At 57.2% G+C, this 25,415-nt stretch carries 19 protein-coding genes; 15 read left to right on the forward strand and 4 right to left on the reverse strand.

Annotation, left to right across the window (positions count from 1 at the left end):
- The first annotated feature begins 2 nt into the window (after nucleotides 1-2).
- The 3 genes from qseG (at nucleotide 3) to glnB (ending at nucleotide 2,528) form a co-directional block, all read left to right on the forward strand.
- Nucleotides 3-671, forward strand: coding sequence for a two-component system QseEF-associated lipoprotein QseG (gene qseG / locus AFL22_RS14190; RefSeq protein ID WP_010671310.1), 669 nt, complete (start codon nucleotides 3-5; stop codon nucleotides 669-671).
- A complete protein-coding gene (glrR, locus tag AFL22_RS14195; RefSeq protein ID WP_170933482.1) occupies nucleotides 668-2,005 on the forward strand; it encodes a two-component system response regulator GlrR in 1,338 nt (445 codons plus the stop codon). Before qseG ends, glrR begins: the two co-directional genes overlap by 4 nt.
- 184 nt (nucleotides 2,006-2,189) lie before the next feature.
- Nucleotides 2,190-2,528: a nitrogen regulatory protein P-II gene (gene glnB, locus AFL22_RS14200; protein ID WP_003848647.1), complete on the forward strand. Its 339-nt coding sequence runs from the start codon at nucleotides 2,190-2,192 to the stop codon at nucleotides 2,526-2,528.
- Nucleotides 2,529-2,594: 66 nt separating this feature from the next.
- Here glnB and hmpA read toward each other — a convergent pair whose 3' ends face one another.
- The gene (hmpA, locus tag AFL22_RS14205) at nucleotides 2,595-3,779 is read right to left on the reverse strand and encodes an NO-inducible flavohemoprotein (RefSeq protein ID WP_052271652.1); all 1,185 of its coding nucleotides are present in this window, start codon (nucleotides 3,777-3,779) and stop codon (nucleotides 2,595-2,597) included.
- A 327-nt stretch (nucleotides 3,780-4,106) separates the two neighbouring features.
- Here hmpA and glyA point away from each other — a divergent pair, with 327 nt between their 5' ends.
- Nucleotides 4,107-5,360, forward strand: a complete 1,254-nt coding sequence (gene glyA, locus AFL22_RS14210; RefSeq protein WP_010257616.1) for a serine hydroxymethyltransferase — start codon at nucleotides 4,107-4,109, stop codon at nucleotides 5,358-5,360.
- Nucleotides 5,361-5,801: 441 nt separating this feature from the next.
- Nucleotides 5,802-6,950, forward strand: coding sequence for a 3-phenylpropionate MFS transporter (locus AFL22_RS14220; protein WP_022624118.1), 1,149 nt, complete (start codon nucleotides 5,802-5,804; stop codon nucleotides 6,948-6,950).
- Here AFL22_RS14220 and csiE read toward each other — a convergent pair.
- Nucleotides 6,932-8,200, reverse strand: a complete 1,269-nt coding sequence (gene csiE / locus AFL22_RS14225; protein WP_010671313.1) for a stationary phase inducible protein CsiE — start codon at nucleotides 8,198-8,200, stop codon at nucleotides 6,932-6,934. The genes AFL22_RS14220 and csiE overlap by 19 nt on opposite strands.
- Nucleotides 8,201-8,355: 155 nt before the next feature.
- Here csiE and AFL22_RS14230 point away from each other — a divergent pair, with 155 nt between their 5' ends.
- From AFL22_RS14230 to AFL22_RS14240, 3 genes are all read left to right on the forward strand, one after another.
- The gene (locus AFL22_RS14230; RefSeq protein ID WP_045139748.1) at nucleotides 8,356-8,982 is read left to right on the forward strand and encodes a DUF1007 family protein; all 627 of its coding nucleotides are present in this window, start codon (nucleotides 8,356-8,358) and stop codon (nucleotides 8,980-8,982) included.
- Entirely contained in the window at nucleotides 8,973-9,953 is a 981-nt protein-coding gene (locus tag AFL22_RS14235) for a nickel/cobalt transporter (RefSeq protein WP_052271653.1), read from the forward strand. Before AFL22_RS14230 ends, AFL22_RS14235 begins: the two co-directional genes overlap by 10 nt.
- A gap of 204 nt (nucleotides 9,954-10,157) precedes the next feature.
- A complete protein-coding gene (locus tag AFL22_RS14240; protein ID WP_010257601.1) occupies nucleotides 10,158-11,171 on the forward strand; it encodes a TIGR04086 family membrane protein in 1,014 nt (337 codons plus the stop codon).
- A gap of 63 nt (nucleotides 11,172-11,234) precedes the next feature.
- Here the strand turns inward: AFL22_RS14240 and suhB are convergent, their stop codons facing one another.
- On the reverse strand, nucleotides 11,235-12,038 hold the full coding sequence (gene suhB, locus AFL22_RS14245) for an inositol-1-monophosphatase (RefSeq protein ID WP_052271654.1): 804 nt from the start codon (nucleotides 12,036-12,038) through the stop codon (nucleotides 11,235-11,237).
- A gap of 132 nt (nucleotides 12,039-12,170) precedes the next feature.
- On the opposite strand from suhB, the gene trmJ reads away from it, so the two are divergent.
- The 5 genes from trmJ to sseB all read left to right on the forward strand — a co-directional run bounded on the left by trmJ (nucleotide 12,171) and on the right by sseB (nucleotide 17,059).
- Entirely contained in the window at nucleotides 12,171-12,923 is a 753-nt protein-coding gene (trmJ, locus tag AFL22_RS14250; protein WP_010257594.1) for a tRNA (cytosine(32)/uridine(32)-2'-O)-methyltransferase TrmJ, read from the forward strand.
- A gap of 130 nt (nucleotides 12,924-13,053) precedes the next feature.
- Entirely contained in the window at nucleotides 13,054-13,551 is a 498-nt protein-coding gene (gene iscR / locus AFL22_RS14255) for a Fe-S cluster assembly transcriptional regulator IscR (RefSeq protein ID WP_010257591.1), read from the forward strand.
- Between the two features lie 88 nt (nucleotides 13,552-13,639).
- Nucleotides 13,640-14,800, forward strand: a complete 1,161-nt coding sequence (locus tag AFL22_RS14260; protein WP_052271655.1) for an IscS subfamily cysteine desulfurase — start codon at nucleotides 13,640-13,642, stop codon at nucleotides 14,798-14,800.
- A gap of 161 nt (nucleotides 14,801-14,961) precedes the next feature.
- Entirely contained in the window at nucleotides 14,962-16,248 is a 1,287-nt protein-coding gene (gene pepB, locus AFL22_RS14265; RefSeq protein ID WP_010257585.1) for an aminopeptidase PepB, read from the forward strand.
- Nucleotides 16,249-16,294: 46 nt separating this feature from the next.
- Nucleotides 16,295-17,059: an enhanced serine sensitivity protein SseB gene (sseB, locus tag AFL22_RS14270; RefSeq protein ID WP_010257582.1), complete on the forward strand. Its 765-nt coding sequence runs from the start codon at nucleotides 16,295-16,297 to the stop codon at nucleotides 17,057-17,059.
- A gap of 40 nt (nucleotides 17,060-17,099) precedes the next feature.
- Here sseB and sseA read toward each other — a convergent pair whose 3' ends face one another.
- A complete protein-coding gene (sseA, locus tag AFL22_RS14275) occupies nucleotides 17,100-17,942 on the reverse strand; it encodes a 3-mercaptopyruvate sulfurtransferase (RefSeq protein ID WP_010257579.1) in 843 nt (280 codons plus the stop codon).
- Between the two features lie 146 nt (nucleotides 17,943-18,088).
- Between sseA and AFL22_RS14280 the strand changes: the two genes are divergently transcribed.
- Both AFL22_RS14280 and pbpC read left to right on the forward strand, forming a co-directional pair.
- Nucleotides 18,089-22,984, forward strand: coding sequence for an alpha-2-macroglobulin (locus AFL22_RS14280; protein ID WP_052271656.1), 4,896 nt, complete (start codon nucleotides 18,089-18,091; stop codon nucleotides 22,982-22,984).
- Nucleotides 22,985-25,324 (forward strand): peptidoglycan glycosyltransferase PbpC, encoded by a 2,340-nt coding sequence (gene pbpC, locus AFL22_RS14285; protein WP_052271657.1) that lies wholly within the window; start codon nucleotides 22,985-22,987, stop codon nucleotides 25,322-25,324.
- Nucleotides 25,325-25,415 lie beyond the last annotated feature (91 nt).

The raw sequence follows: 25,415 nt of genomic DNA on the forward strand, positions 1-25,415 counted from the left end.
TGATGAAATATTTACCCGCTTTGCTGTTGAGCACACTGACCACGCTGCTGCTCAGCGGATGTACGACCTCCCCGGCCACCTCATCCCTGCCGTCAGGCCATCAGGTAGCGGAACCCGAGGTCAGCGTGGCTGATTACCTGGCGACCCGCTGCAGTGACCTGTGGACGATAGAGAATAGTGCGGCACTGAGTAATCCCCTCTACTGGATGCGGGCGATCGATTGTGCTGAACGCCTTTCCCCCGCCGAGGCCCGAGCCGAAGCTCACCGCTGGCCGGTTGAGAGCTGGTCGCGCGCCTTCAAGCAGGGCGTGCTGATGTCGAACGGCAACGTGACGCCAGTGGAGCGTCGTCGCTATGTTGAAACCCTGGATCGCTACAGCGGCGATTTCCCGCAGTCTGTGCGTCCGCTGCTCCAGTTGTGGCGCAGTAATCAGGCCGCGCAGCTCGACCTGAGTGAAGCGCGCACCCGTTATGTTCATCTGCAACAGAGCAGCGATACGCAGCTGGAGGCGATACGCCAGCAGATGGTTAAACAGCAGCAGCAGCTCAGCGACACGCAGCATAAGCTGGAGCGACTTACTGATATTGAGCGCCAGCTTTCATCGCGGAAAGCCCCGGATGTTTCTGACAGCGGCCATGGCACTGCGCTGCCGCAGGATGAGGAGCAATAATGGTCAGACAAGCGGCAAAACTGCTGCTGGTGGATGACGATCCCAGCCTGCTGAAGCTGCTGGGCATGCGTCTTCGCAGCGAAGGTTATCAGGTCACCACCGCGGCCAGCGGACCCGAAGCGTTGCGTCTGCTGCAGAAAGAAAAAATCGAGCTGGTGATCAGCGATCTGCGGATGGATGAGATGGATGGTCTGGCGCTGTTTGGCGAGATCCAGAAACGCCACACCGGTCTGCCAGTGATTATCCTGACGGCACACGGCTCAATCCCGGACGCGGTTTCCGCCACGCAGCAGGGCGTCTTCAGCTTCCTGACTAAACCGGTGGATAAAGATGCGCTTTACAAAGCGATCGATGAAGCACTGGCTCAGCAGGCGCCGGTCAGTGATGACCGCTGGCGGGAAGCGATCGTCACCCGCAGCCCGCTGATGTTACGGCTGCTGGAGCAGGCGCATATGGTGGCGCAGTCGGACGTCAGCGTGCTGATTAACGGGCAGAGCGGTACCGGTAAAGAGATGCTGGCACAGGCGATTCACGCCGCCAGCCCGCGAAACGGCAAGCCCTTTGTCGCCATTAACTGTGGCGCACTGCCGGAGCAGTTGCTGGAGTCAGAGCTGTTCGGGCATGCCAAAGGGGCCTTTACCGGCGCAGTCAGTGCCCGTGATGGTCTGTTTAAAACTGCAGGTGGTGGCACGCTGTTCCTGGATGAGATTGGCGATATGCCGCAACCGCTACAGGTTAAGTTGCTGCGGGTATTGCAGGAGCGTAAGGTCAGGCCGCTGGGCAGCGATCATGATATTGAGATCGACGTGCGCATTATTTCAGCCACGCATCGCGATCTGCCGAAGGCGATGGAGAAAAAGGAGTTTCGTGAGGATCTCTTCTATCGTCTTAATGTGGTGAACCTGAAGATTCCGGCGCTGCATCAGCGCACTGAAGATATTCCGCTGCTGGCTAATCATCTGTTGCGTCAGGCGGCGGAACGGCATAAACCGCAGATCCGCAGTTTTTCCGTTGATGCGATGAAGCGGTTGATGGCGGCCAGCTGGCCGGGCAACGTGCGTCAGCTGGTTAACGTTATTGAGCAGTGTGTGGCGCTGAGTTCATCGCCGGTGATCAGCGATGCGCTGGTGGAGCAGGCGTTAAGCGGTGAGAACAGCGCTTTGCCGACCTTTGCTGAGGCGCGCAATCAGTTTGAGCTGAACTATCTGCGTAAGCTGTTGCAGATGACCAAAGGCAATGTGACCAATGCCGCACGTCTGGCTGGACGCAACCGCACGGAGTTCTATAAGCTGCTGTCTCGTCATGAGCTGGATGCCAGTGATTTCAAAGAGTAGCGGAGGCTGCGGAGTGATACCGGCAGGTTGTCTGCTCAGGCCCGAATCAGAATGGGTGCGGTCAGCATAATCTGGCAGCGCTTGCGGCAACCTGAAGAATCCCGGATATTACCGCCCGACAGCGCCAGCAACATTTATACTTGATAAACCCTCTGACCATGGAGGGAGTGAAAAAGGGTCTGACATGAAAAAGATTGATGCGATTATCAAACCATTCAAACTCGATGATGTCCGTGAAGCCTTAGCGGAAGTCGGCATCACCGGGATGACCGTGAGTGAAGTAAAAGGTTTTGGCCGCCAGAAAGGGCACACCGAGCTTTACCGCGGCGCAGAGTATATGGTCGACTTTTTGCCTAAAGTGAAAATCGAGATGGTGGTGGGCGACGATATCGTTGATACCTGCGTCGAGACCATTATGCGTACTGCGCAGACCGGCAAAATCGGTGATGGTAAAATCTTTGTCTTCGACGTGGCGCGCGTGGTGCGCATCCGTACTGGCGAAGAGGATGAAGAGGCGATCTGATTATATCTTTATCAGCTCTTTATCAGCATAAAGAAGCCCGCGCTGCGGGCTTTTTTTATTGCTCAATTACATCCCTTTGTGCGGTCCAAAAAGTTCGTAATGAATGCGTGTATCTGCCACGCTGGCATCACGCAGTTGCGCCACCACATGCTGCATAAAGGGCAGCGGACCGCAGAGGTAGAAGTGGGTGTCGGGTGAGGCGAGACGTGCGGAGATCGCGGTGATATCCATCAGACCCTGCGCGTCATAGCGACCGGCATCTTCAGCGGCGGGATCGCGATACCAGACCTGACTGATGAAATCGGTGAGCTGAGCGCCCGTTGCTATCACTTCCGGGCCAAATGCATGCTGTTTGCCGTTCTCTGCTGCGTGCAGCCAGCTGACCGGCGCGCGGTGCTGGCGGGCCGCCAGTGCATGCAGCATGGCCAGCATCGGCGTCTGACCCACGCCCGCGGATATCAGCGCCACCGGGGTTGCAGCATCGACCTCAAGGAAGAAGTCGCCATGCGGTGCGGCCAGCATCAGCTCATCACCCACTTTGCCATTCTGATGCAGCCAGCCGGAGACGGTGCCCTGCGCTTCACGTTTCACCGCAATCCGATAATCTTTGCCATTACTAAGGTGAGTAAGCGAGTACTGACGAATCTGGTGATGTTCGAAACTGGCGGGCTGCAGATGCACCGTCAGATACTGACCCGGTTTAAAGGCCGCCACCGGGCCGCCATTGACCGGACTGAAGGTAAAGCTTTTAATCACCTCGCTCTGCTGCTCAATAGCACTGATGCGAAACGCACGAGTGCCGCGCCAGCCACCGGTTTGCTGCTCCGTCGCCTGATAAATTTCCTCTTCGCGATTAATGAACACATCCGCCAGTACGCCATAGGCCCGGCCCCAGGCTGCCAGCGCCTCTTCACCCGGATTCAGCAGCTCTTTAATGGTTGCCAGCAGATTTTCACCGACGATGGCGTATTGCGCAGGCTGAATATTCAGGCTGGTATGTTTCTGCGCAATTTTTTCCACTGCGGGCAGCAGCACGGCCAGGTTCTCCAGATTCGCGCCATAGGCGCAAATGGCGTTGAACAGCGCTTCACGCTGATCGCCATTGCGCTGGTTGTTCATATTGAAAACATTTTTGAGTTCCGGATGGTGCGACAGCATGCGGTCATAGAAGTGTGCGGTAAGCGCAGGACCACAGGCGGCGATGGCAGGCAGGGTCGATTTAACCGTGGCGATAGTGTGTGCATCAAGCATAAAAACGGCCTCTCATTTAAAGATGTATTTTAAATACATCTTATAGCCGTCTCGCCTGTGGTGTAAATAACCCGATAAATTTCCCGGTTGTCAAAGTGGCAACTTTTTGGTGCATCCTGAGAAGCCGCCGTCACATCCTGAAGAAAAATCGTGGCGTCTGAACAGGGTGAAAAGGTGTAAAAAAGCCCTGCCAGTAGCCAGCCAATCGTTTGCGTAAAAAGAGGAGGTTCACCCTACCTTCACCTCTTAAAACGGTTTACACTGTGGGCCTTCGCCCCTGAAGGGGGGTAAATACCGTCAGAAAGTTAGCTGAGTCAGGAGATCCGGATGTTAAAGCGTGATATGAACATTGCCGATTACGATGCCGAGTTGTGGCAGGCGATGGAGCAGGAGACAGTGCGTCAGGAAGAGCACATTGAACTGATTGCTTCTGAAAACTACACCAGCCCGCGTGTTATGCAGGCACAAGGTTCTCAGCTCACCAATAAATACGCTGAAGGCTATCCGGGCAAACGCTACTACGGCGGCTGTGAGTACGTTGATATCGTTGAGCAACTGGCGATCGATCGCGCAAAAGAACTGTTTGGTGCCGATTACGCTAACGTGCAGCCACACTCAGGTTCACAGGCTAACTTTGCGGTTTACACCGCGCTGCTGCAGCCGGGCGATACTATTCTGGGGATGAACCTGGCGCACGGTGGACACCTGACTCACGGCTCACCGGTTAACCTGTCGGGCAAACTCTATAACGTTGTGGCTTACGGTATCGATGAGACCGGTAAAATTGACTACGACGAACTGGCTGAACTGGCGAAAACCCACAAGCCAAAAATGATCGTTGGCGGATTCTCAGCTTACTCCGGCGTTTGCGACTGGGCGAAAATGCGCGAAATCGCGGATAGCGTAGGTGCATGGCTGTTTGTGGACATGGCACACGTTGCCGGCCTGATTGCTGCAGACGTTTACCCGAGTCCGATCCCGCATGCGCACATCGTGACCTCTACCACTCACAAAACGCTGGCGGGTCCGCGCGGTGGTATCATTCTGGCGAAAAACGGCGACGAAGATTTCTATAAGAAACTGAACTCTGCTGTCTTCCCTGGCGGTCAGGGCGGTCCTCTGATGCACGTTATCGCTGGTAAAGCGGTTGCGTTCAAAGAGGCGATGGAGCCGGAATTCAAAACCTACCAGCAGCAGGTGGCAAAAAACGCCAAAGCGATGGTTGAGGTGCTGATTGAGCGTGGCTATGACATCGTTTCTGGTGGCACCTATAACCATCTGTTCCTGATCGATCTGGTGAGCAAAAACCTGACCGGTAAAGAAGCGGATGCGGCATTGGGCCGTGCCAACATCACGGTTAACAAAAACAGCGTGCCTAACGATCCGAAAAGCCCGTTTGTGACTTCTGGTATCCGTATCGGTACGCCAGCTGTTACCCGTCGTGGCTTCAATGAAGCGGACGTGCGTGAACTGGCTGGCTGGATCGCGGATGTGCTGGATAACGTCAATGACGAAGCGACCATTGAGCGCACCAAAAAGAAAGTGCTGGAAATCTGCAGCCGTCTGCCGGTCTACGCTTAATCGTTAACCTGTTGTGAGACAGCATACAAAGGATGGCATCAGCCATCCTTTTTTATTGTTAAAAAACGAGTGCGTGTTAGCTGTGATACCGGAGTTGCTCAGGAAACACGGTCAGATCGGAAAGTCGCTAAAGCCAATCCCTGGCCGCTCGGCCCGCGCGATTACGCACCTCATCCCTGAGGTGCGCCCGTAACCGGGCCAACGCGTTGCGTTGTTCAAAAACGCTCCCGGCGTTTTTGTCCATGGCGCGGGACGCTTTCCTCCTCTGACCGTGTTTCCTGCGCGTGAAATTCAGATGTAGCGGCAAGAGGCGCTCTGATTTGGATTGGTTAGTGTTCTGAAAGGATGGCATCAGCCATCCTTTTTTATTGCCTGTCCTGCGGCGCTCTGCCAGAGTAGCGCCCACTCATGCTGCCAGGCAGCACTCTTGCTGGAGGGAATATGGCAATCGGCTCCGCCAGATGGCTCGGATTGGGCTACTTCACTTACTTCTTCTGTTACGGCATTTATCTGCCATTCTGGGGCGTGTGGCTGAAAGGCACCGGTCTCGATGCTGAAAAGATTGGCCTGTTGCTCGGCTGTGGCATGGTGGCACGCTTTGTCGGCAGTCTGCTTATCGCCTCTCAGGTCAAAAATCCTTCACGGTTGATTACGGCGCTGCGTCTGCTGGCGCTGATGACCTGCCTGTTCGCTGCCGGTTTCTGGGTGGGTGAGCAGTGGATGTGGCTGCTGACGGTCATGATCGGCTTTAACCTCTTTTTCTCGCCGCTGGTCCCGCTCAGCGATGCGCTGGCCGCCACCTGGACACAGCAGATAGGGCTGGCGTATGGGCCGGTCAGGCTGTGGGGTTCGCTGGCCTTTGTGATCAGCTCGGCATTAACCGGCGTGCTGGTCAGTGCTTACTCTTCAAACGCCATTCTGCTGCTGCTTTCCGTCGGCGTCATCTCTATGCTGGCAGGCATGATGCTGACACCCGCCACCCAGCCACAGGGTAATGAACGGCAGGGCGCGGCGGGCGGCGGCTGGCAGGTGTGGCGTGCATTGCTGCGTGAGAATGCGGTATGGCGATTTATGCTCTGCGTAACACTGCTGCAGGGTGCGCACGCCGCCTATTACGGCTTCAGTGCTATCTGGTGGCAGGAGAGTGGCTATTCCGCCTCCACGGTGGGTTATCTCTGGTCGCTGGGCGTGGTGGCCGAAATCGTCGTGTTTGCTTTGAGCAACCGGTTGTTCCGCCGCTGGAGCGCGCGCGATCTGCTGCTGCTTTCGGGCATTTGTGCGTTGATCCGCTGGAGTCTGATGGGGGCCACTACCGCGCTGCCGCTGCTGATTGTGGCGCAAATCCTCCACTGTGGCAGCTTCACCGTCTGTCATCTGGCGGCGATGCGTTTTATTGCGGCGCGTCAGGGAGCGGAAGTGATCCGTCTGCAGTCGCTCTATTCCGCGTTGGCGATGGGGGGTGGCATTGCGATAATGACCATGATCTGCGGCGTCCTGTTCGCTCATCTGCAGGGGCATCTGTTCTGGGTGATGGCACTGGTGGCGCTGCCCGCGCTATTTCTGCGTCCCGGCTACGACTCCAGTAAATAACGAATCCGCTGCTGATGGTGTAACGTCAGCGGCAGTTCCGCATGCACCAGCGGCGGAGAGAAGAGTGGCAGCGAGGTGGGGTAGGGCGAAATGATGATGTCCACATCCCGCGGTGCGCCATCCCGCTGAAACTGTTTCACGTCCTGATAGGTAATATTGATCGGCAGCAGCGTGATCTCCCGGATCTGCTGCTCCACATCCTGCTCCAGATCGGTATCGTCACCCGTCAGAATCAGCACCTGCTTCTCCTGCAACGCATTCTCCTGCATCAGCCAGGCACCAAAAATAACGGTAATTAAGCTCACCTCTTCCGGGCTGAACGCAATCCCGTATTGCTGCTCAAACGCCTGCAGCGCCTGCTGAGTGGTGCGCAACAGGCGGGGATAGAGGCGGCTGACATCCAGCGCCACGCTGTTGTCGATGCCGATAGTGAAGTGGGTGCGATCCAGCGCCTGCGCCAGATGAGGATAAAGCTGGTTAAGCAGCTCGTCGCGATCAGCAAAAGTGATGTCGGCACACCGTTCAAAGTCATTAATTAACTGCTGGGTCGCAGCCATTAACTGCTGCTCAGCAGGATGGGCAATCGCATCCACGACAGGCGTATGTATCTGGCTGAACAGCAGTGTCCAGAAGTCGGTTTCACTGACGGGCGGCGCAAGGTGGCAGCGTTTGCGCCAGTGGTGAATCACATCCTCAGCGGCCTGCCGCTCAGCCTTCTGCTGCAGCCAGTGACACTGCGCTTCACTGAACAGCACCGGCTGGCGCTGGCACAATCCATATTTCATGAAAATCTGCAGAAAAAGCCGGTCGCGTTCGCTGAAATCGCGCTTCAGACGCAGGCTACAGTGCTGGATCAGCGCCTGTAAATTGGTCTCATCCCACAGCGCCTTCTCAATCTTCATCACCTTCAGGCGCTGACGCAGGGGAGCTGCAAAATGGTCGCAGACGAAATCCTGCGATAAACGCAAACTGCGTCGCAGGTTGTGCAGCAGACAGAGGCGCCGATCCAACTCTGTGCCATGAAGACGAAAGCTGCCATCCACCATCTGATGCAATTCCAGCTGGTGATATCGCTGTATCTCAAGGCCCACATCCGCGATATCCTGTCGGGCAACAGCAGGATCGACGCCATTCAGCTGGCAGACTTTTTCAAGCGTAAGCACGGGTGTCGGCAGAAACAGCAGCAATAAAAGATGGCACTGACGCTGTGAGCGGGTGAAGAGTGGTGCCAAAGGGGTAGCAGAACTCATCAATCAGGTTTCCAGCAGGCTATTTTGAGCTAAGAATAGTCAACCCCGTCAGCGCCTGCGCGGTTTACGCGGTTTATTTGCCGGAGGTTTAAGGCGGGTCACAAAATTTTGTTACTTATAGATTCTTTTCATCGGGAACGTTACTTTATAACATTATGAAACGCACACTCTTTGCCCTCTTGATGGTATTAAGTCCGGCTGTAATGGCACATCCTCACAGCTTCATCGATATGAAAACTGAACTGGTGGCGCAGGATGACACCTTTACCGGATTAAAGATGACCTGGACCATGGATGAGATTACCTCCGCCGATCTGCTTTACGACGCGGGCGAGGCGAAACCAGGCAGCGTGGTGTGGAAGAAGCTGGCGGCAGGCGTGATGGCGAACGTGCTGGGCCAGCACTACTTTTCTGAAATCTGGCACAACCAACAGCGGGTAAAGTTTTTGAATCTGCCAACCGAATACAACCTGTCACGTAACGGCCATAAAGCGGTGCTGGAATTTATTCTGCCGCTGGCGGAACCCCCGAAGCTGACCGGGCAGCGCTTTGAGATCCTGACTTTTGATCCCACCTATTTCGTCGATATGTTCTATGACAATCCCGGTGCATTAACGCTGCCGCCGGCGCTGCAGGCGCGCTGCAAGTTCGCGCTGAACACGCCAAAGCCCAATGATTCACTGAAGCAGTATGCGCTGTCGCTGGATAAAGCCGACGCGCCTGCAGAGGAGATGGATTTAGGCCGCCAGTTTGCCCAGACGGTGATACTGACATGTCAGTAATCTCCACTCCGTTACGGGCTTTCCGCCTCTGGCCGCTGTGGCTGATGGCGGGCGTGCTGCTGAGCAGCGCATTGCTGGTCTGGCTCTACTGGCCGCAGATTCTGATGCAGAGCGTACTGTGGCAAAAAGATCTGCATCGGCAGATGACTCAGTTGCTACAGCAGGTTGCGGAGCAGCCCCACCAGGCAGGCATTTCGCTGGTGATATTCAGCCTGCTGTATGGCGTACTGCACGCGCTGGGGCCGGGCCATGGCAAAGTGGTGATCGCGACCTTTCTGGCAACCCATCCCACCAGAGTGAAAACCAGTATCAGGCTGACGCTGCTCGCCTCACTGCTGCAGGGTTCGGTGGCGATTGCCCTGGTGACGGTGATGCTGGTGCTGCTGAAAACGTCATCGCGACAGCTGCATCTCAGCAGTTTCTGGCTGGAGAAGGGCAGTTATCTGCTGGTGATCGGGCTGGGTGTGATGATCGGTTATCGGGCGCTGCGTTCGCTGTGGCGGACATTGCGTCCGCGTCCGGCCCCGGTATTTCGCGCCTTCAAACCTCACCATCAGCATGACGATCAGTGCGGATGCGGACACGCGCATCTTCCGACACCGCAGCAGATGAGCGGCAATCTCAGCGTGAAAACCCAGCTGCTGGTGGTGGTGTCGATGGGATTACGTCCCTGTTCCGGCGCGATTATGATGCTGCTGTTTGCCAAAGTGATTGGTGTCTATGGCTGGGGGGTGATCTCTGCTGCGGTGATGGCGCTGGGCACGGCACTGACCATTTCGGCGATTGGCCTGCTGGTTCAGCAGGCGCGCACGGTGGCACAACGGCTGGCACAGCCTGGCGTTACCGCAGGCATGACGCGACTGCTGATCCCCGCGCTGGCCTTAACCGGCAGCCTGATTTTAATCGTAGCGGGTATCGCGCTATGGCAGTCAGCGCAGATGACGCTGGGTGGCGGAATTCGACCCTTCTGAATAAAAGCGCAGCGGAAATAAAATTGCCGCTGCGCTCTTCTCTTCGTTAATTATCTCTGAATTCATCTCTTTATTTTTTTCTCTGGCTGGTTTAGTGGTGAAATGACTATTCCCTGTCTACGCTGATAATACCAAAACGGCATTCCGCCGTCGGGATGATAAAAGATCAAGACCGCTTTCTGTTTATTGCGAGGAGTATATTTCATGGCTGATACCCGTATTAATAATGGCTACACCGAAACGCTGGCGACCGGGCCTGCTGGATTGCCGTTAAAACGTATTTCCTGGAGCGCCGTGTTTGCCGGTGTCATTTGTGCGTTGATCGTTCACATTATTCTGACGCTGCTGGGAACCGCCATTGGTGCAACAACCATTGATCCGATGAAAGAACAGAATCCACTCGACGGCCTGGGCACAGGCGCGCTGGTCTGGACTGCCATTGAAATGCTGGTCGCGATGGCTGCAGGTAGTTATGTTGCAGGCCGACTGGCTCAGCGCGAAGGCGCACTGCACGGTTTACTGATGTTTGGCCTTAGCACAATTTTCACTATTTACCTGGCTATTGCGCTGGCGACCAGTGTATTAGGCGGCGCGATGAATATTGTGGGCTCAGGCTTCCAGGCGCTGGGTAGTGGTATTTCCGCCGCTGCGCCATCCGTTACCCAAATGGCAAAAGACAAACTGCAGGAGAGTAATATTAATTTAGATAACCTGCAGAACGAACTGGAAACGACTTTACGCCAGACCGGGAAACCGGAATTACAGCCAGAGAACTTAAAGCAGGATGCAAATAAAGAAGCGCAGAATGCTGAAAACCAGGCTAACAACACCGCAAACCATCCACAGACAGCGGATACTGATCTGGCTAACTGGTTAAAAGGGGTGATGGATCGTCATTCCGATACCCTGCAGGCAGCCGATCGTGATGCGCTGAAAAATATTATCAAAGCGCGCACCGGCAAAAGCGATCAGGAAGTGGATCAGATCGTGGCCAAAACTGAACAGAGCTATCAGCAGGCCGTTCAGAAGTATCAGGAACTGAAACAGCAGGCTGAACAGAAAGCGCGTGAAGCCGGTGAAAAAGCCGCTGCCGCGACTGCGAAAGCGAGCTGGTATGCCCTGATTCTGCTGATCATCGAAGCGGTGCTGGCAGGCGTGATGGGTATGGTAGGTCGTCGTACTCAGCCCCGTCAGGTGCTGTCACACGAACGTCGTTAATCATCACTGAGTAACAGGCAATAAAAAAGGCGGCTGAGAAGCCGCCTTTTTCTGTACTGAGACTTAGCGTTTTAACGCTTCGCTCAGCTCATCACGCATGTTCGACAGCATCGATTTCACCACACGTGGGTTACCCGCGACCAGGTTACCTGACTGCAGATAGCCGTGGTTGCCGGTGAAATCAGTCACCAGACCGCCCGCTTCACGGACCAGCAGTTCCCCCGCCGCAAAATCCCACGGCTTCAGGCCAATCTCAAAATAGCCATCTACGCGACCGGCAGCCACATAGGCCAGATCCAGCGCAGCAGAACCGGTGCGGCGGAAGTCAGCACACTGGGTAAAGAGTTTGGTCATGATATTCATGTAAGCCGGCGCGTGCTGCTTCATTTTGAACGGGAAGCCGGTCGCCAGAACGGTGCCATCCAGATCGCGGGCCGTGCTGCCACGCAGACGATAGCCATTCAGCTGAGCGCCCTGACCGCGTGAAGAGGTGAAGAGTTCATTGCGCATTGGATCGTAAACGACGGCGACTTCGGTGCGGCCTTTAATGCGCACAGCGATAGAAACAGCAAAGTGGGGTAAACGTTTGATGAAGTTTGAGGTGCCATCCAGCGGATCGATAACCCATTGAACATCCTGATCTTCGCCCGCCAGTTCACCGCTTTCTTCAGTGATGATGGTATGTTTCGGGTAAGATTTACGAATAATTTCGATAATCAGGCGTTCTGCTTCGCGGTCAACATTCGTTACGAAGTCGTTGCTGCCTTTCTGGCTGGCTTCGACAGCGTCCGGGGTTTCATAATATTTGGCAATTAAATTTCCGGCCTTGCGCGCTGCGCGCACGGCAATGTTGAGCATTGGATGCATCGGTATCTCTCGCTGGATGTTAAAGAACGGGGAAAACGGCGCGGAGTATAGCAGCGTGTTCGGTAAATGTCCTGCTTTATGTTAATATTCTCTCTACTGATTTTACTGACCCGTTTCTGAGTATCCCTAATCATGTTGCAAAATATTCGTATCGTGCTGGTCGAGACTTCTCACACCGGTAACATGGGCTCCGTTGCGCGCGCCATGAAAACCATGGGCTTAACCAACCTCTATCTGGTTAACCCGCTGGTCAAGCCTGACTCACAGGCTATCTCACTCGCGGCCGGTGCCAGCGACGTTATCGGCGACGCAAAAATTGTCGACTCGCTGGATGAGGCCATTGCCGGATGCAGTCTGGTGGTCGGCACCAGCGCACGTTCCCGCTCGCTGCCCTGGCCGATGCTGGATGCGCGCGAATGTGGCGTGAAAAGCGTGGAAGAGGGCCAGCAGGCACCGGTTGCGCTGGTTTTTGGTCGTGAACGTGTCGGCCTGACCAATGACGAGTTGCAGAAGTGCCATTATCACGTCGCGATTCAGGCAAACCCGGAATACAGCTCGCTGAACCTGGCGATGGCCGTACAGATTATTGCCTATGAAGTGCGCATGGCATGGTTACAGGCGCAGGAGCAGGCCAGCCCGCCGCCACAGTATGAAGAGTCACCTTATCCGCTGGTGGATGATCTCGAGCGCTTCTATCAGCATATGGAACAGATGATGCTGAACAGCGGCTTTATCCGTGAAGCCAATCCTGGCCAGGTGATGAGCAAACTGCGTCGTCTTTACACCCGCGCCCGCCCGGAACGCGACGAACTGAACATCCTGCGCGGCATGCTTTCGTCGTTTGAAAAGCGAAAAAACGATAAAAAAGAAGCAGATAATAGTTGAGTGAATTACCAGGTTAAATACCTGACTAATTTACCAGGTTAAATAGTTGACCAATTTACTCGGGAATGGCAGACTTCAGAGCATCTGTTGCTAATCCTCCGATAACCGGACGCTATTGAGGTCGTACGCTATGAGACTGACATCCAAAGGACGTTATGCCGTTACTGCAATGCTGGACGTTGCCCTTCACTCCCATGAAGGTCCGGTCCCGCTGGCTGATATTTCAGAGCGTCAGGGCATTTCGCTCTCCTATCTGGAGCAGTTATTCTCCCGATTGCGTAAAAATGAGCTGGTGTCCAGCGTACGTGGTCCGGGCGGCGGTTATCTGTTGGGCAAAGCGTCTAATACCATCTCTGTCGGTGAAGTGATCACCGCCGTTGATGAGTCTGTCGATGCCACCAAATGTCAGGGTAAAGAAGGCTGCCAGGGCGGCGAGCGTTGCCTGACTCACGTGCTGTGGCGCGATCTGAGCGTGCGTATCAGTGACTTCCTGAACAATATTACACTGGCTGAGCTGGTGAATAATCAGGAGATCCTGGATGTAGCCGATCGTCAGAATGCGATTGATAATCGTCGCTTCCAGAGCCCGCGCACGCAGGAAATTAACGTCAACCAACGCGCCTCGTAATCCCCGCTGTTGCGGCCCTTACTGCTAACGCGGTCAGGGCCGAATCTGCTATAAAGACGTATGATTTTTTATACGGAGCTGTAGCGCAATGAAATTACCGATTTACCTGGATTACGCCGCCACCACGCCGGCCGATCCGCGTGTGGCCAGCAAAATGATGCAGTTTCTGACGCTGGATGGCACGTTCGGTAATCCGGCCTCGCGATCGCACCGTTTTGGCTGGCAGTCTGAAGAAGCGGTTGATGTTGCGCGTAATCAGATCGCCGAACTGGTCAATGCCGATCCGCGTGAAATCATCTTTACCTCTGGCGCCACTGAATCCGATAACCTCGCGATTAAAGGTGCAGCTCACGCCCATCAGGCGCGCGGCAAACATATCATCACCAGCCAGACAGAACATAAAGCGGTGCTTGATAGCTGCCAGCAGCTTGAGCGTGAAGGCTTTGCTGTCACTTATCTCACCCCGGCGGCTAACGGCATTATCTCGCCTGACCAGTTGCGTGCGGCGCTGCGCGACGACACGATTTTAGTCACCCTGATGCACGTTAATAATGAAACCGGAGTGATTCAGGATATCGCCGCCTTTGGCGAACTCTGCCGCGAACGTGAGATTCTGATTCATGTGGATGCGACCCAGAGCGTCGGCAAGCTGCCTATCGATCTCAGCCAGTTACCGGTTGATTTGATGTCCTTTTCTGCCCACAAACTCTATGGCCCGAAAGGCATCGGCGCACTCTATGTACGGCGTAAACCGCGTGTGCAGATTGCTGCGCAGATCCACGGCGGCGGACATGAACGCGGTATGCGATCCGGGACATTGCCGGTGCATCAGATTGTTGGCATGGGCGAGGCGTATCGTATCGCAGCAGAAGAGCGCGAAACCGAGATGGCGCGCCTGCATACTCTGCGCGATCGTCTGTGGCAGGGCATCAGCACACTGCCCGACGTCACCCTCAATGGCGATCTGCAGCAGAGCGCACCGAACATTCTTAACCTCAGTTTTGCTGACGTTGAGGGTGAATCACTGATCATGGCGCTGAAAGATCTGGCGCTCTCTTCCGGATCGGCCTGCACCTCCGCCAGCCTGGAGCCTTCCTATGTATTGCGGGCGCTGGGCCTGAGTGAAGAGCTGGCGCACAGTTCGTTGCGCTTCTCGCTGGGACGCTTCACAACCGAGGAAGAGATCGACTACGCCATTGCCCTGGTGCAGAAATCAGTGACCCGTCTGCGGGCCTTAATGAAATCCTGATATCCGGTCATAGTCCGGAAATTGCGCCTATATTTGCACTTCTCTGGCAACACCTGACGGAATCTGTTATCAGGTCTCTCTGCGAATTATATTTAACATCTTATTAAAGCCGTTATAACAATCAGGCTGGATGAAACAGATAACGATTATGGAGCTTTTCGATGACCACACAACCCATGAATATTACGCTTAGCAGCCAGCCCGCCGATGCGCGCTGGGGCGAAAAAGCGATTCTCAGCAGCAACGACAGCGGCATGACACTGCATCTGACCGGCGCGGATGCGCTGAATATCATTCAGCGTGCGGCTCACAAAATCGACAGCCAGGGGATCCGCCATGTGGCGCTGACCGGCGAAGGCTGGCACCTTGAGCAGTGCTGGGCATTCTGGCAGGGCTTCCGTGGTCCGAAAGGCCAGCGTCAGGTTGAGTGGCCGGCGCTGGGCGAACATGAGCAGGCGGAGTTTGATCGCCGTCTGAAAATTATCGACTGGGTTCGCAACGTTATTAACCTGCCTGCGGAAGATCTTGGGCCAGAACAGCTGGCACACAATGCAGTCGATCTGATCAGTGAAGTGGGCGGCAGTGCCGTCAGCTATCGCATCACCAAAGGCGACGATCTGCGGGTACAGGGGTATATGGGCCTGCACACCGTTGGACGCGGTTCAAATCGTCCGCCGGTATTTCTGGCGCTCGATTACAACCCGACCGGCGACGACGATGCCCCGGTCTACGCCTGTCTGGTCGGTAAAGGCATCACCTTTGATACCGGTGGCTACAGCCTGAAGCAGAGCAGCTTCATGGACTCAATGAAATCTGACATGGGCGGCGCGGCGACCGTCACCGGCGCGCTGGCCATGGCGATTTCGCGCGGTCTTAACAAGCGCGTCAAACTCTACCTCTGCTGTGCCGATAACATGGTCAGCAGCAACGCCTTTAAACTGGGCGACATCATTCGCTATCGCAACGGTAAATCGGTGGAAGTGATGAACACCGATGCGGAAGGGCGTCTGGTCCTGGCCGACGGTTTAATCGACGCCAGCGAGCAGAACCCGACGATGATCATCGATGCTGCGACGCTGACCGGTGCGGCTAAGACGGCGCTGGGCAACGATTACCATGCGCTGTTTACCTTTGATGATGTGATGGCACAGTCGCTGATGGGCAGCGCGGTGAGTGAGAACGAACCTTTCTGGCGTCTGCCGCTGGCCGAATTCCATCGCAGCCATCTGCCGTCTAACTTCGCCGATCTCAATAACATCGCCAGCCCGTCACATGCGGCGGGTGCCAGCAGCGCGGCAGCGTTCCTGTCACACTTCGTCAGTAACTATCAGCAGGGCTGGCTGCACATCGACTGCTCCGCGACCTATCGCAAAGGCGCAGTTGACCAGTGGGCGGCGGGTGCAACAGGTCTTGGCGTGCGTACCCTCGCCAATCTGTTACTGAAATAAGCCGATCTCAGCGGTGGCTGATGCCGCCGCTGTTCAAAGGAAAACTATGAACCGTCTTGAAGAGGTGCTGAAGCTGGCGGCCACTGAGCCTGCCCATCGGCCCGAATTTTTTCAGCTGCTGCTGGAATCTGATGCGTGGGTGCCAGGTGAAAGCACCACGCAACAGCTTGATGCCAGCACGCCCGTTGATCTGCAGCACTGGGAAAAAGAGGATGGCAGCAGCATCATTCCTTTTTTCACGTCAGAAGAGGCGATGAGTGAAGCGGTGAGCGGTGAGCAGTCCTGGCTGCGTCTGCCGGTACGAACGCTGTTTGAGATTACGCGCGGCGAGACGCTGTTTCTCAATCCCAAACTGCCTTCCGGTAAAGAGTTTACTGCGGCCGAGATCACCCATCTGCTGGCTGAAGAGGGCAGTGCACTAAGCCAGCAAACCGTGCTGGAAGGCGGACAGTCACTCTTGCTGTCTGAGGTGGCTGAACCCCCTGCCCAGATGATCGACTCACTGACTCAGCTCTTCAGCAAGCATAAGCAGGTGCGTCGCGCGTTTATCGCCAGTATCCGTGAGCGGGCTGACGAAGCGCCCAATCTGCTGATTGGCATTGAAGCGGACAGCAATATTGAGACGATCATTCAGGCGGCGGGCAGCGTGGCAACCGATACGCTGCCGGACGATGCGCCGGTTGATATCTGTGAGGTGACGCTGAACGATCGCGGCATCAGCCACTTCTTTACCGCCCATATCACGCCATTCTATGAGCGTCGCTGGGGCAGTTTCCTGCGCGACTTCAAGGGCAGTGAGCGGATTATCTGAGACAACAACGTAAACAGGCGGCTCATGGGCCGCCTGTTTTTTATTTCGCGATAGGTAAGTCGTCGCGACTGCCCCATTCGCCCCAGGATCCGTCATACAGCGTGACATCCCGTGCGCCCAGCGCCGTCAGCGCCAGAATCACCACCACCGCCGTCACGCCTGAGCCACAGCTGGCGACCACCGGTTGGGTAATATCGACGCCCGCATCGGCAAACAGCGTCTGAAGTTCCGCCTCCGGCTTGAGTTTTCCCTGTTCAACCAGGCTGTTCCACGGCACGTTCAGGCTGTTGGGAATGTGTCCGCGATGCAATCCGGGACGCGGCTCATCCACTTCGGCGTTAAAGCGATTGGCAGGACGCGCATCAATAATCTGTGCGCCGCCTTCATGGCTGATCAGCAGTACGTCCGTCAGGCGTTTCACCCGGCTTTCATCTGCGTGGGCCTCAAACTCACCTTCCGGCAGATTCACTTCGCCGGTTGCCAGCGCAAAACCAGCTTCTTTCCAGCCCTGCAAGCCCCCGGCCAGAATCGACACCTGAGCCACACCAAAGGTTTTCAGCATCCACCAGGCGCGTGGCGCAGAAAAGAGATTACCCTCGTCATACACCACCAGGTGCTTATCACTGCTGACACCCAGTTCACGCATCGCGACGGCAAAACTTTCGGCGCGGGGCAGCATATGGGGGTAAGGGCTGGTGTGATCGGAAAGCGCTTCAATATCGAAGTAAGGGGCGTCGGGTAAATGACCCGCCAGATATTCGGCCTGGATATCGCGAACCGCTTCCATACCGGGTGGCAACAACCGTGCATCCAGCACCTGAAGCCGCTCATCGTTGTAGTGCTCTTGTAACCAGTCGGCGGACACAAACAGTGGCGTCGTCATAACAACCTCATCTCAGCAATCTGTCATACCAGTGTCAGGGAATGTGCGCACCATCTCAAGAGAAGCGTTGATTAAATGCGAGCATTGATATGAAATTGCGCTGCGTAATCAAACGACACTCCCTGCGTCCCGGTGAAGGAACTACCATGAAGAAACGCAATACCCGGCTGCTGCTCAGCATGCTGATCGGTGGTTCGCTGCTGTCAGCGACCCTGTTACCTGTTTTGCCTCTCCAGGCGGCAGAAGCACCCGCAACCTCCCAGGTCAGCAAACCGCTGACGATTATCGATCTCTCGGAACTGCAGATCGATAATGCCGCTGCGCTGGTCTTAACCTTCAGTCAGCCGCTTGATGATAAACAGGATATCGCGCAAAAAGTCAGGCTGACCGACGATAAACAGGGCCGGGTGGATGGCGGCTGGGAGCTTTCCGCTAACCGCAAAACGTTGCGCTTCCGCCATCCCGAGCCGTCACGTCACTTCACCGTCACGGTGGATGCGGGACTGCGCGCGGCCAGCGGAGAGACGCTTGCCGCCGATTACAGTCAGAAAATCGCCACCCGTGATATCCAGCCGATGGTGGGCTTTGCCAGTCGCGGTTCACTGCTGCCGCTGCGTATCACGCAGGGACTGCCGGTGCTGGCGCTGAATGTTGACCAGGTCGATGTCGATTTCTTCCGGATAAAGAATGCCGGCCTGGCGGAATTTCTCTCGCAGTGGAATTACGGCAACAACCTCTCAAGCTGGCAGTCGCAGGAGCTGCTGAAAAGCAGCCAGCTGGTCTATAGCGGACGCTTTGAGCTCAACCCGGCGCGTAACACGCGTGAAAAATTGCAGCTGCCGATGCGTGACATTACCGCACTTCAGCAGCCGGGCGTCTATCTGGCGGTGATGAAGCAGGCCGGTACTTATCGCTACAGCCAGCCCGCCACGCTTTTCACCCTCAGCGATATTGGCCTGTCACTGCATCGCTTCCCGACCCGGTTCGAACTGTTCGCCCAGAGTCTGGCAGACGGTCAGCCGCTTTCCGGGGTCAGCGTCAGGTTGCTGGATGAGAAGGGGCAGGTGCTGCAAAGCGGTACCAGTGACAGCACCGGTCATCTGAGCCTCAAGGCGTATGAAAAAGGCAAGCTCCTGCTGGCAATTCAGGGAGAACAGACCTCAATGATCGACCTGGCGCGTCCGGCGCTGGATCTCGCTGAATTCCCGGTCGCGGGGCCGCAGGGCTATGACAAACAGCTGTTTGTTTTTGGTCCGCGCGATATCTATCGTCCAGGCGAAACGGTCATCGTGAATGCGTTGCTTCGCGATGCCGACGGACACCCCTTGCCCGCGCAGCCGATCAAAGCGGAGCTGGTGCAGCCCGATGGCCAGGTGATGCGGACTTTTGTCTGGCAGCCTGAAGCGGGATTCTACCAGCAGCGACTGGCGCTGTCCGCATCGGCCATGACCGGCGACTGGATGTTGCGACTGAATACCGGCGATAACCTCAAGCGAGAGTGGAAGTTTCACGTCGAAGATTTTCTGCCGGAGCGTATGGCGTTAACCCTGAAAAATGACCCTCAGCCACAGGCCGCTGATGCCAGTGTTGAGTTCGGTATTGAGGGGCGCTATCTCTATGGCGCCCCAGCGGCAGGTAACACGCTACAGGGTCAACTCTATCTGCGACCGGCACGCGAGGCGGTGACTGCACTGCCAGGCTACCAGTTTGGTGACATCACCGAAGAGGGGTTAAAGCGGACGCTGGATGAGGTGGATCTCAAGCTCGATGCCAGCGGTAAAGCACAACTCACGGTAGAAAATCAGTGGGATCAGCTCCACTCTCCGCTCAATCTGATCCTGCAGGCCAGCCTGCTGGAAACCGGCGGACGTCCGGTCACCCGTCGTGCCACCCAGGCCATCTGGCCCGCTGAAGCGCTGCCGGGTATCCGGCCGCTGTTTGGTAACAAGGCGGTTTATGACTACCGCAGTGACAGCTATCACGATGAGCCGACCGTGCCGGAACAGAGCCTGGCCGAATTCGACATTGTCTATGCCAACAGTCAGGGCAAAAAACTGGCGGCAGAGAAGCTGGATGTTCGCCTGATCCGTGAACGCCATGATTACTACTGGAGCTTCTCTGACAGCGAAGGCTGGCAGTCGCAGTATAGCGACAAGGATCTGCAGGAAGATGAACGCGCCATCTCTGTCCCGGCTGATGGCAGCACCAAAGTCAGCTTCCCGGTCGAGTGGGGCCACTACCGGCTGGAAGTGCAGGCGGGCGAGAAGATCGTCAGCAGCGTCCGATTCCAGGCGGGTTATGACTGGCAGGATAACACCAACGGCACGGGTGCATTGCGCCCGGATCAGGTCAGACTGAAGCTGGATAAAGCGGCTTACCAGCCGGGCGATACCGTGCATCTGCAGGTTGAGTCACCGGCGGCCGGTAAAGGTTACCTGATGGTGGAGTCGAGCAGCGGCACGCTCTGGTGGCAGCCACTGACCGTACCAAAGGGCGGCACAACGGTGGATGTCCCTGTTGCTGAGAGCTGGCAGCGTCACGATCTCTACTTCACCGCCATCGTGGTGCGAGACGGCGATAAGGTCAGTGGCGCAACGCCAAAACGCGCGGTGGGGCTGTTGCATCTGCCGATGGCAACGGAGGCGCGCCGCTTAAATCTGACGCTGGATGCGCCCGATAAAATCCGTCCTGAGCAACGCCTGACGGTAAAAGTCCACGCCAGTCGTGACGGCGGTCCGCTGCCAGAAAAAGTGAATGTACTGCTGTCAGCGGTGGACAGCGGCGTTCTGAGCGTCACGGATTATAAAACCCCCGATCCGTGGCAGGCTTTCTTTGGCCGTAAACGCTACAACGTCGATCAGTACGACGTCTTTGGCCAGCTGATCGAAGGCGGTGGCCGGCTCGCGGCGCTGCGTTTTGGTGGTGATGGCGAGGATGAATCGATGACGCGCGGCGGCAAAAAGCCGGTGACGCACGTCAATATCGTGGCGCAGCAGTTACAGGCGGTCACACTGGATAAAGAGGGCAACGGATCGATTACGCTGCCGATCCCGGCCTTTAACGGCGAACTGCGGCTGATGACTCAGGCCTGGAGCGATGACAGCTTCGGCGCGGCAGAGCGCAAACTGGTGGTTGCGGCGCCGCTGATCAGCGAACTGGCCACCCCGCGCTTCCTTGCCAGCGGCGATACAGCCTCACTGGCGCTGGATCTCACTAACCTGACCGATCTGCCGCAAACCCTGAACGTGGATCTGAGCAGCAGTGGCTTAGTGGATCTGGCCGGGGCTGCCAGCCAGAGCGTGACGCTGGCCAAAGGCGCACGTACCACACTTCAGATTCCGGTCACGGCGAAAGCCGGTTTTGGTGATGGCGAGGTCGCCGTGCAGATTTCCGGTCTGAACCTGCCGGGCGAGCAGGTGAAGCCCAGCAAACAGCAGTGGAAAATCGGCGTCAGACCACCTTATCCGGCCCGGACGCTGAATTTCGATGCCGTCATCAATTCCGATCAGCCCTGGCAGGTCGCGGCAACCGCGTTTACCGGCCTGGATGCTCAGACCCTGAGTGGACAGCTGACGCTGAGCAATCGTCCGCCGCTCAATATCGCCAGCTATATCAGTGCGCTTTACGCCTATCCCTACGGCTGTCTGGAACAGACCACCAGCGGCCTCTGGCCGTCGCTCTACACCAGCCATGCCGAGCTGACCGCGATGGGGATAAAAACCAGCAGTGATGAGGCGCGCCGGGCCGCCGTCGACACCGGCATTGCCCGTCTGGCGGGCATGCAGCGGGCCAACGGTAGCTTCGGGCTGTGGGACAAGCAGAGTGAGGAGGAGTTCTGGCTGACGCCTTACGTGACCGATTTCCTGCTTCGCGCCAGCGAGGCGGGCTATGCGCTGCCGGATAATATCGTTGATCGCGCTAACGCACGGCTGCTGCGCTATCTGCAGGATCCCGCGCAGATCAGCGGCGGCGGCAGTGATAACAACGCCGCGCTGCAGTTCAGCGTGCAGGCTTACGCCGGACTGGTGCTGGCGCGTCAGCAGCGTGCGCCGCTGGGGGCGCTGCGCGCATTGTATGAAAAGCGTGAGAAGGCCCGCTCCGGTCTGGCGCTGATGCAGCTTGGCGTGGCGCTGAAGCTGATGGGTGACGGGCAGCGCGCATCGCTTGCGATCATGCAGGGTGCCAGTCTTGCGCGCTCAGATAAAGAGTGGTATGGCGACTATGGCAGCACGGTGCGCGATGAGGGGATGATGATATCCCTGTTAGCAGAGAATAAGCTGCAGCCCGATCTACAGAATAGTCTGCTGCTGTCGCTGTCAAAAGAGGTCAACGGCAAGCGCTGGTTCTCGACTCAGGAGAATAACGCGCTCTATTTAGCGGCGCATACGCTGCAGCGTGCGCAGGGCGGAAGCTGGCAGGCGCAACTGTCGGGCAATGCACAGCCTCTGCAGGGCGATGCGCCACTGAATAAAGGGCTGGGGGCTGAACGACTGTTGCAGGGCTTAGCCGTCAGTAATCCGGGCAGTGCGCCGCTGTATGGTCGTCTGGATGTCACCGGTTATCCGCTGGCCGCGCCACTGCCGGAGAGCAATGTGCTCGGGATAAAGCGTGAATACTTTACGCTGGATGGCAAAGCCGCCGATCTCAGCAATCTGCGCAGCGGCGAGTTGCTGGTGGTGCGTCTGACCGTTTCGTCGAAGCGCAGCATCACCGATGCGCTGGTGGTGGATCTGCTGCCTGCCGGTCTGGAGCTGGAAAACCAGAACCTGGCAGACAGCAGCGCCAGCCTCGGCGACAGTGCGGATGCGCTGAAGGAGAGCATGGGTGACATGCAGCAGGCTGACATCAGACACATTGAGTTCCGTGACGATCGCTTTGTGGCGGCACTGGCGGTGGATACTTATCGTCCCGCGACGCTGGTCTACCTGGCGCGGGCGGTCACACCGGGGCGCTATCTGATGCCACCACCGCAGGTCGAGTCGATGTATGTGCCGGAGTGGCGCGCCACCGGCAGCACGCCGTCGCAGCTGCATATTCAGTAAGTGACGCGACGCGTGGTAAACGTCAGCAGCATCAAAAAGTGGTGGCTCGCGCTGCCGCTTTTTTTTCTGGCGCTGTGGCTGGCGACATGGGGACTGGATCGGCTTTTCCCGTTGCCGCTTAAACAGGTGCAGCCTGCGCGGGTGGTTGTTGCCAGCGACGGTACACCATTGTGGCGCTTTGCTGACAGCAAGGGGATCTGGCGCTATCCGGTCACGCCAGAGGAGGTGGCTCCGGCCTATCTGCAGGCGCTGCTGACCTACGAAGATCGTTGGTTCTGGTATCACCCCGGCATCAATCCCCTGGCTCTGCTGCGCGCCGCCTGGCAGGATCTGCGCCATCAGAGCGTGATTTCCGGAGGCAGCACGCTGACCATGCAGGTGGCACGCCTTATCGACCCGCAACCCCGAACGCTGCGCGGCAAGCTGATTCAGGCGTGGCGGGCGCTGCAGCTGGAGTGGCATCTTTCCAAACGAGACATCCTGACGCTCTACCTTAACCGTGCGCCCTTTGGCGGCACGCTGGAAGGGGTGGGCGCGGCCAGCTGGAGCTGGCTGGGAAAAGCCCCGTCACAGCTGACGCCGGGCGAGGCGGCGCTGCTGGCCGTTTTGCCGCAGGCACCCAGCCGTCTGCGACCCGATCGCTGGCCTGAGCGGGCAGAAGCCGCACGCAACAAAGTGCTGGATCGGCTGGCGGAATACCGCATCTGGTCCGCTGAACAGGTGGCGGAAATCCGTCAGGAGCCGGTATGGCTGCCGCCGCGCCAGATGCCACAGATGGCGCCGCTGCTGGCCCGGCGGCTGCTGTCGATCAGCCACAGCGATAAGATTGTCTCTACGCTTGACCCCTCACTGCAGCGCGAACTGGAAAGTCTGGCGCTGAATGTTAAAAATCAGCTTCCACCACGAACCTCGCTGGCGATGCTGGTGGTGGATCACACCACTATGGCGGTTCGCGGCTACGTCGGCTCGGCTGACTTTACCGATGACAGCCGTTTTGGCCATGTGGATATGATCGCCAGCATGCGTTCGCCAGGCTCGGTGTTAAAACCCTTTATTTACGGCATGGCGCTGGATGAGGGGCTGATACATGCTGAATCACTGCTGCAGGATGTGCCGCGTCGCTTTGGTGATTACCGGCCAGGCAACTTCGATACCGGATTTCACGGGCCGGTCAGCGCCAGTGACGCACTGGTGCGGTCGCTGAATCTGCCTGCGGTGCAGCTTCTGGAGGCGCTGGGACCGAAAAACGTTGCAGCGCGCCTGCGCAATGTCGGTCTCAACTTACGTTTTCCCCCCGGCGCTGAACCTAATCTTTCCCTGATTCTCGGCGGCACCGGAGCGCGCATGGATGAGATCGTGGCTGCCTACAGCGCCTTTGCCCGCCACGGCAACGCCGGCCAGCTGCGCTGGATGCCCGATCAACCTTTACAGCAGCGGCCGCTGCTTTCGCCTGAGTCGGCGTGGATCATCCGGCGTATCCTGGCCGGGGAAGCGCAGCCCGCGGGCAATGGCAGCGTACCCGATGTGGTGCCACTGGCCTGGAAAACCGGCACCAGTTATGGCTACCGCGACGCCTGGTCGGTGGGGATCAATCCCCGTTATCTGATTGGCGTCTGGGTCGGAAGACCGGATGCGACGCCGGTTGCCGGGCAGTTTGGTTTTGCCTCTGCCGTGCCCGTCATGAATCAGATCAACAGCCTGCTGATGAGTCGCCTCGGCAGACGTGACGTTCCGGGCGATCCGCGGCCGGCCTCGGTGACGGTGGCGACCATTTGCTGGCCTGGCGGTCAGCCGTTGCCCGCCGGAGACGAAAACTGTCGCCAGCGGCGGCAAAGCTGGGTTGCCGCCGACACGCTGCCGCCTACATTGCTGGCTCCCGGTCAGGAGAGCCTCAGCGGATTACGCCTGGGCTACTGGCAGAATGCGCAGGGACTGCGCGTCGCAGCAGACTGCCCCGACGCTACCCGCCATGAACGGCTGGTCTGGCCGCTGCCGCTGGAGGCCTGGCTGCCGCCTCAGGAGCGGCGGGCGCAACGTCTGCCCCCTGTCGATGCCCGGTGTCCGCCGTTACAGCAGGGCAGCAGCGCACCGCTGATCGTTACCGGCGTGATTGAGGGGCAAATTGTCAGACCGCTGCCGGGCAGGAGCGCGCTGACAATGCCGGTCGCGGTGCAGGGAGGGCAGGGCGCGCAGCGCTGGTGGTTCCTGAATGGTGAGCCTCTGATGACGCAGAACGCCGCAGACAGCCTGTCGCTGCAGCTCGATCATCCGGGCGAGTATCAGCTGGTGGTGATGGATGAAGAGGGGCAACTTGTCTCCGTCACCTTCAGCCGGGGCTGACGCTTTTTTGCGCTAAATCATAACTATGGCGCGTCTGCTTCGACTCAGATCAAGAATTTTCATCAAATTAGGGATCTCTGATAGGCAATGC

This window comes from Pantoea sp. CFSAN033090 (genome assembly GCF_001264395.1).
Lineage (GTDB): Bacteria > Pseudomonadota > Gammaproteobacteria > Enterobacterales > Enterobacteriaceae > Pantoea > Pantoea agglomerans.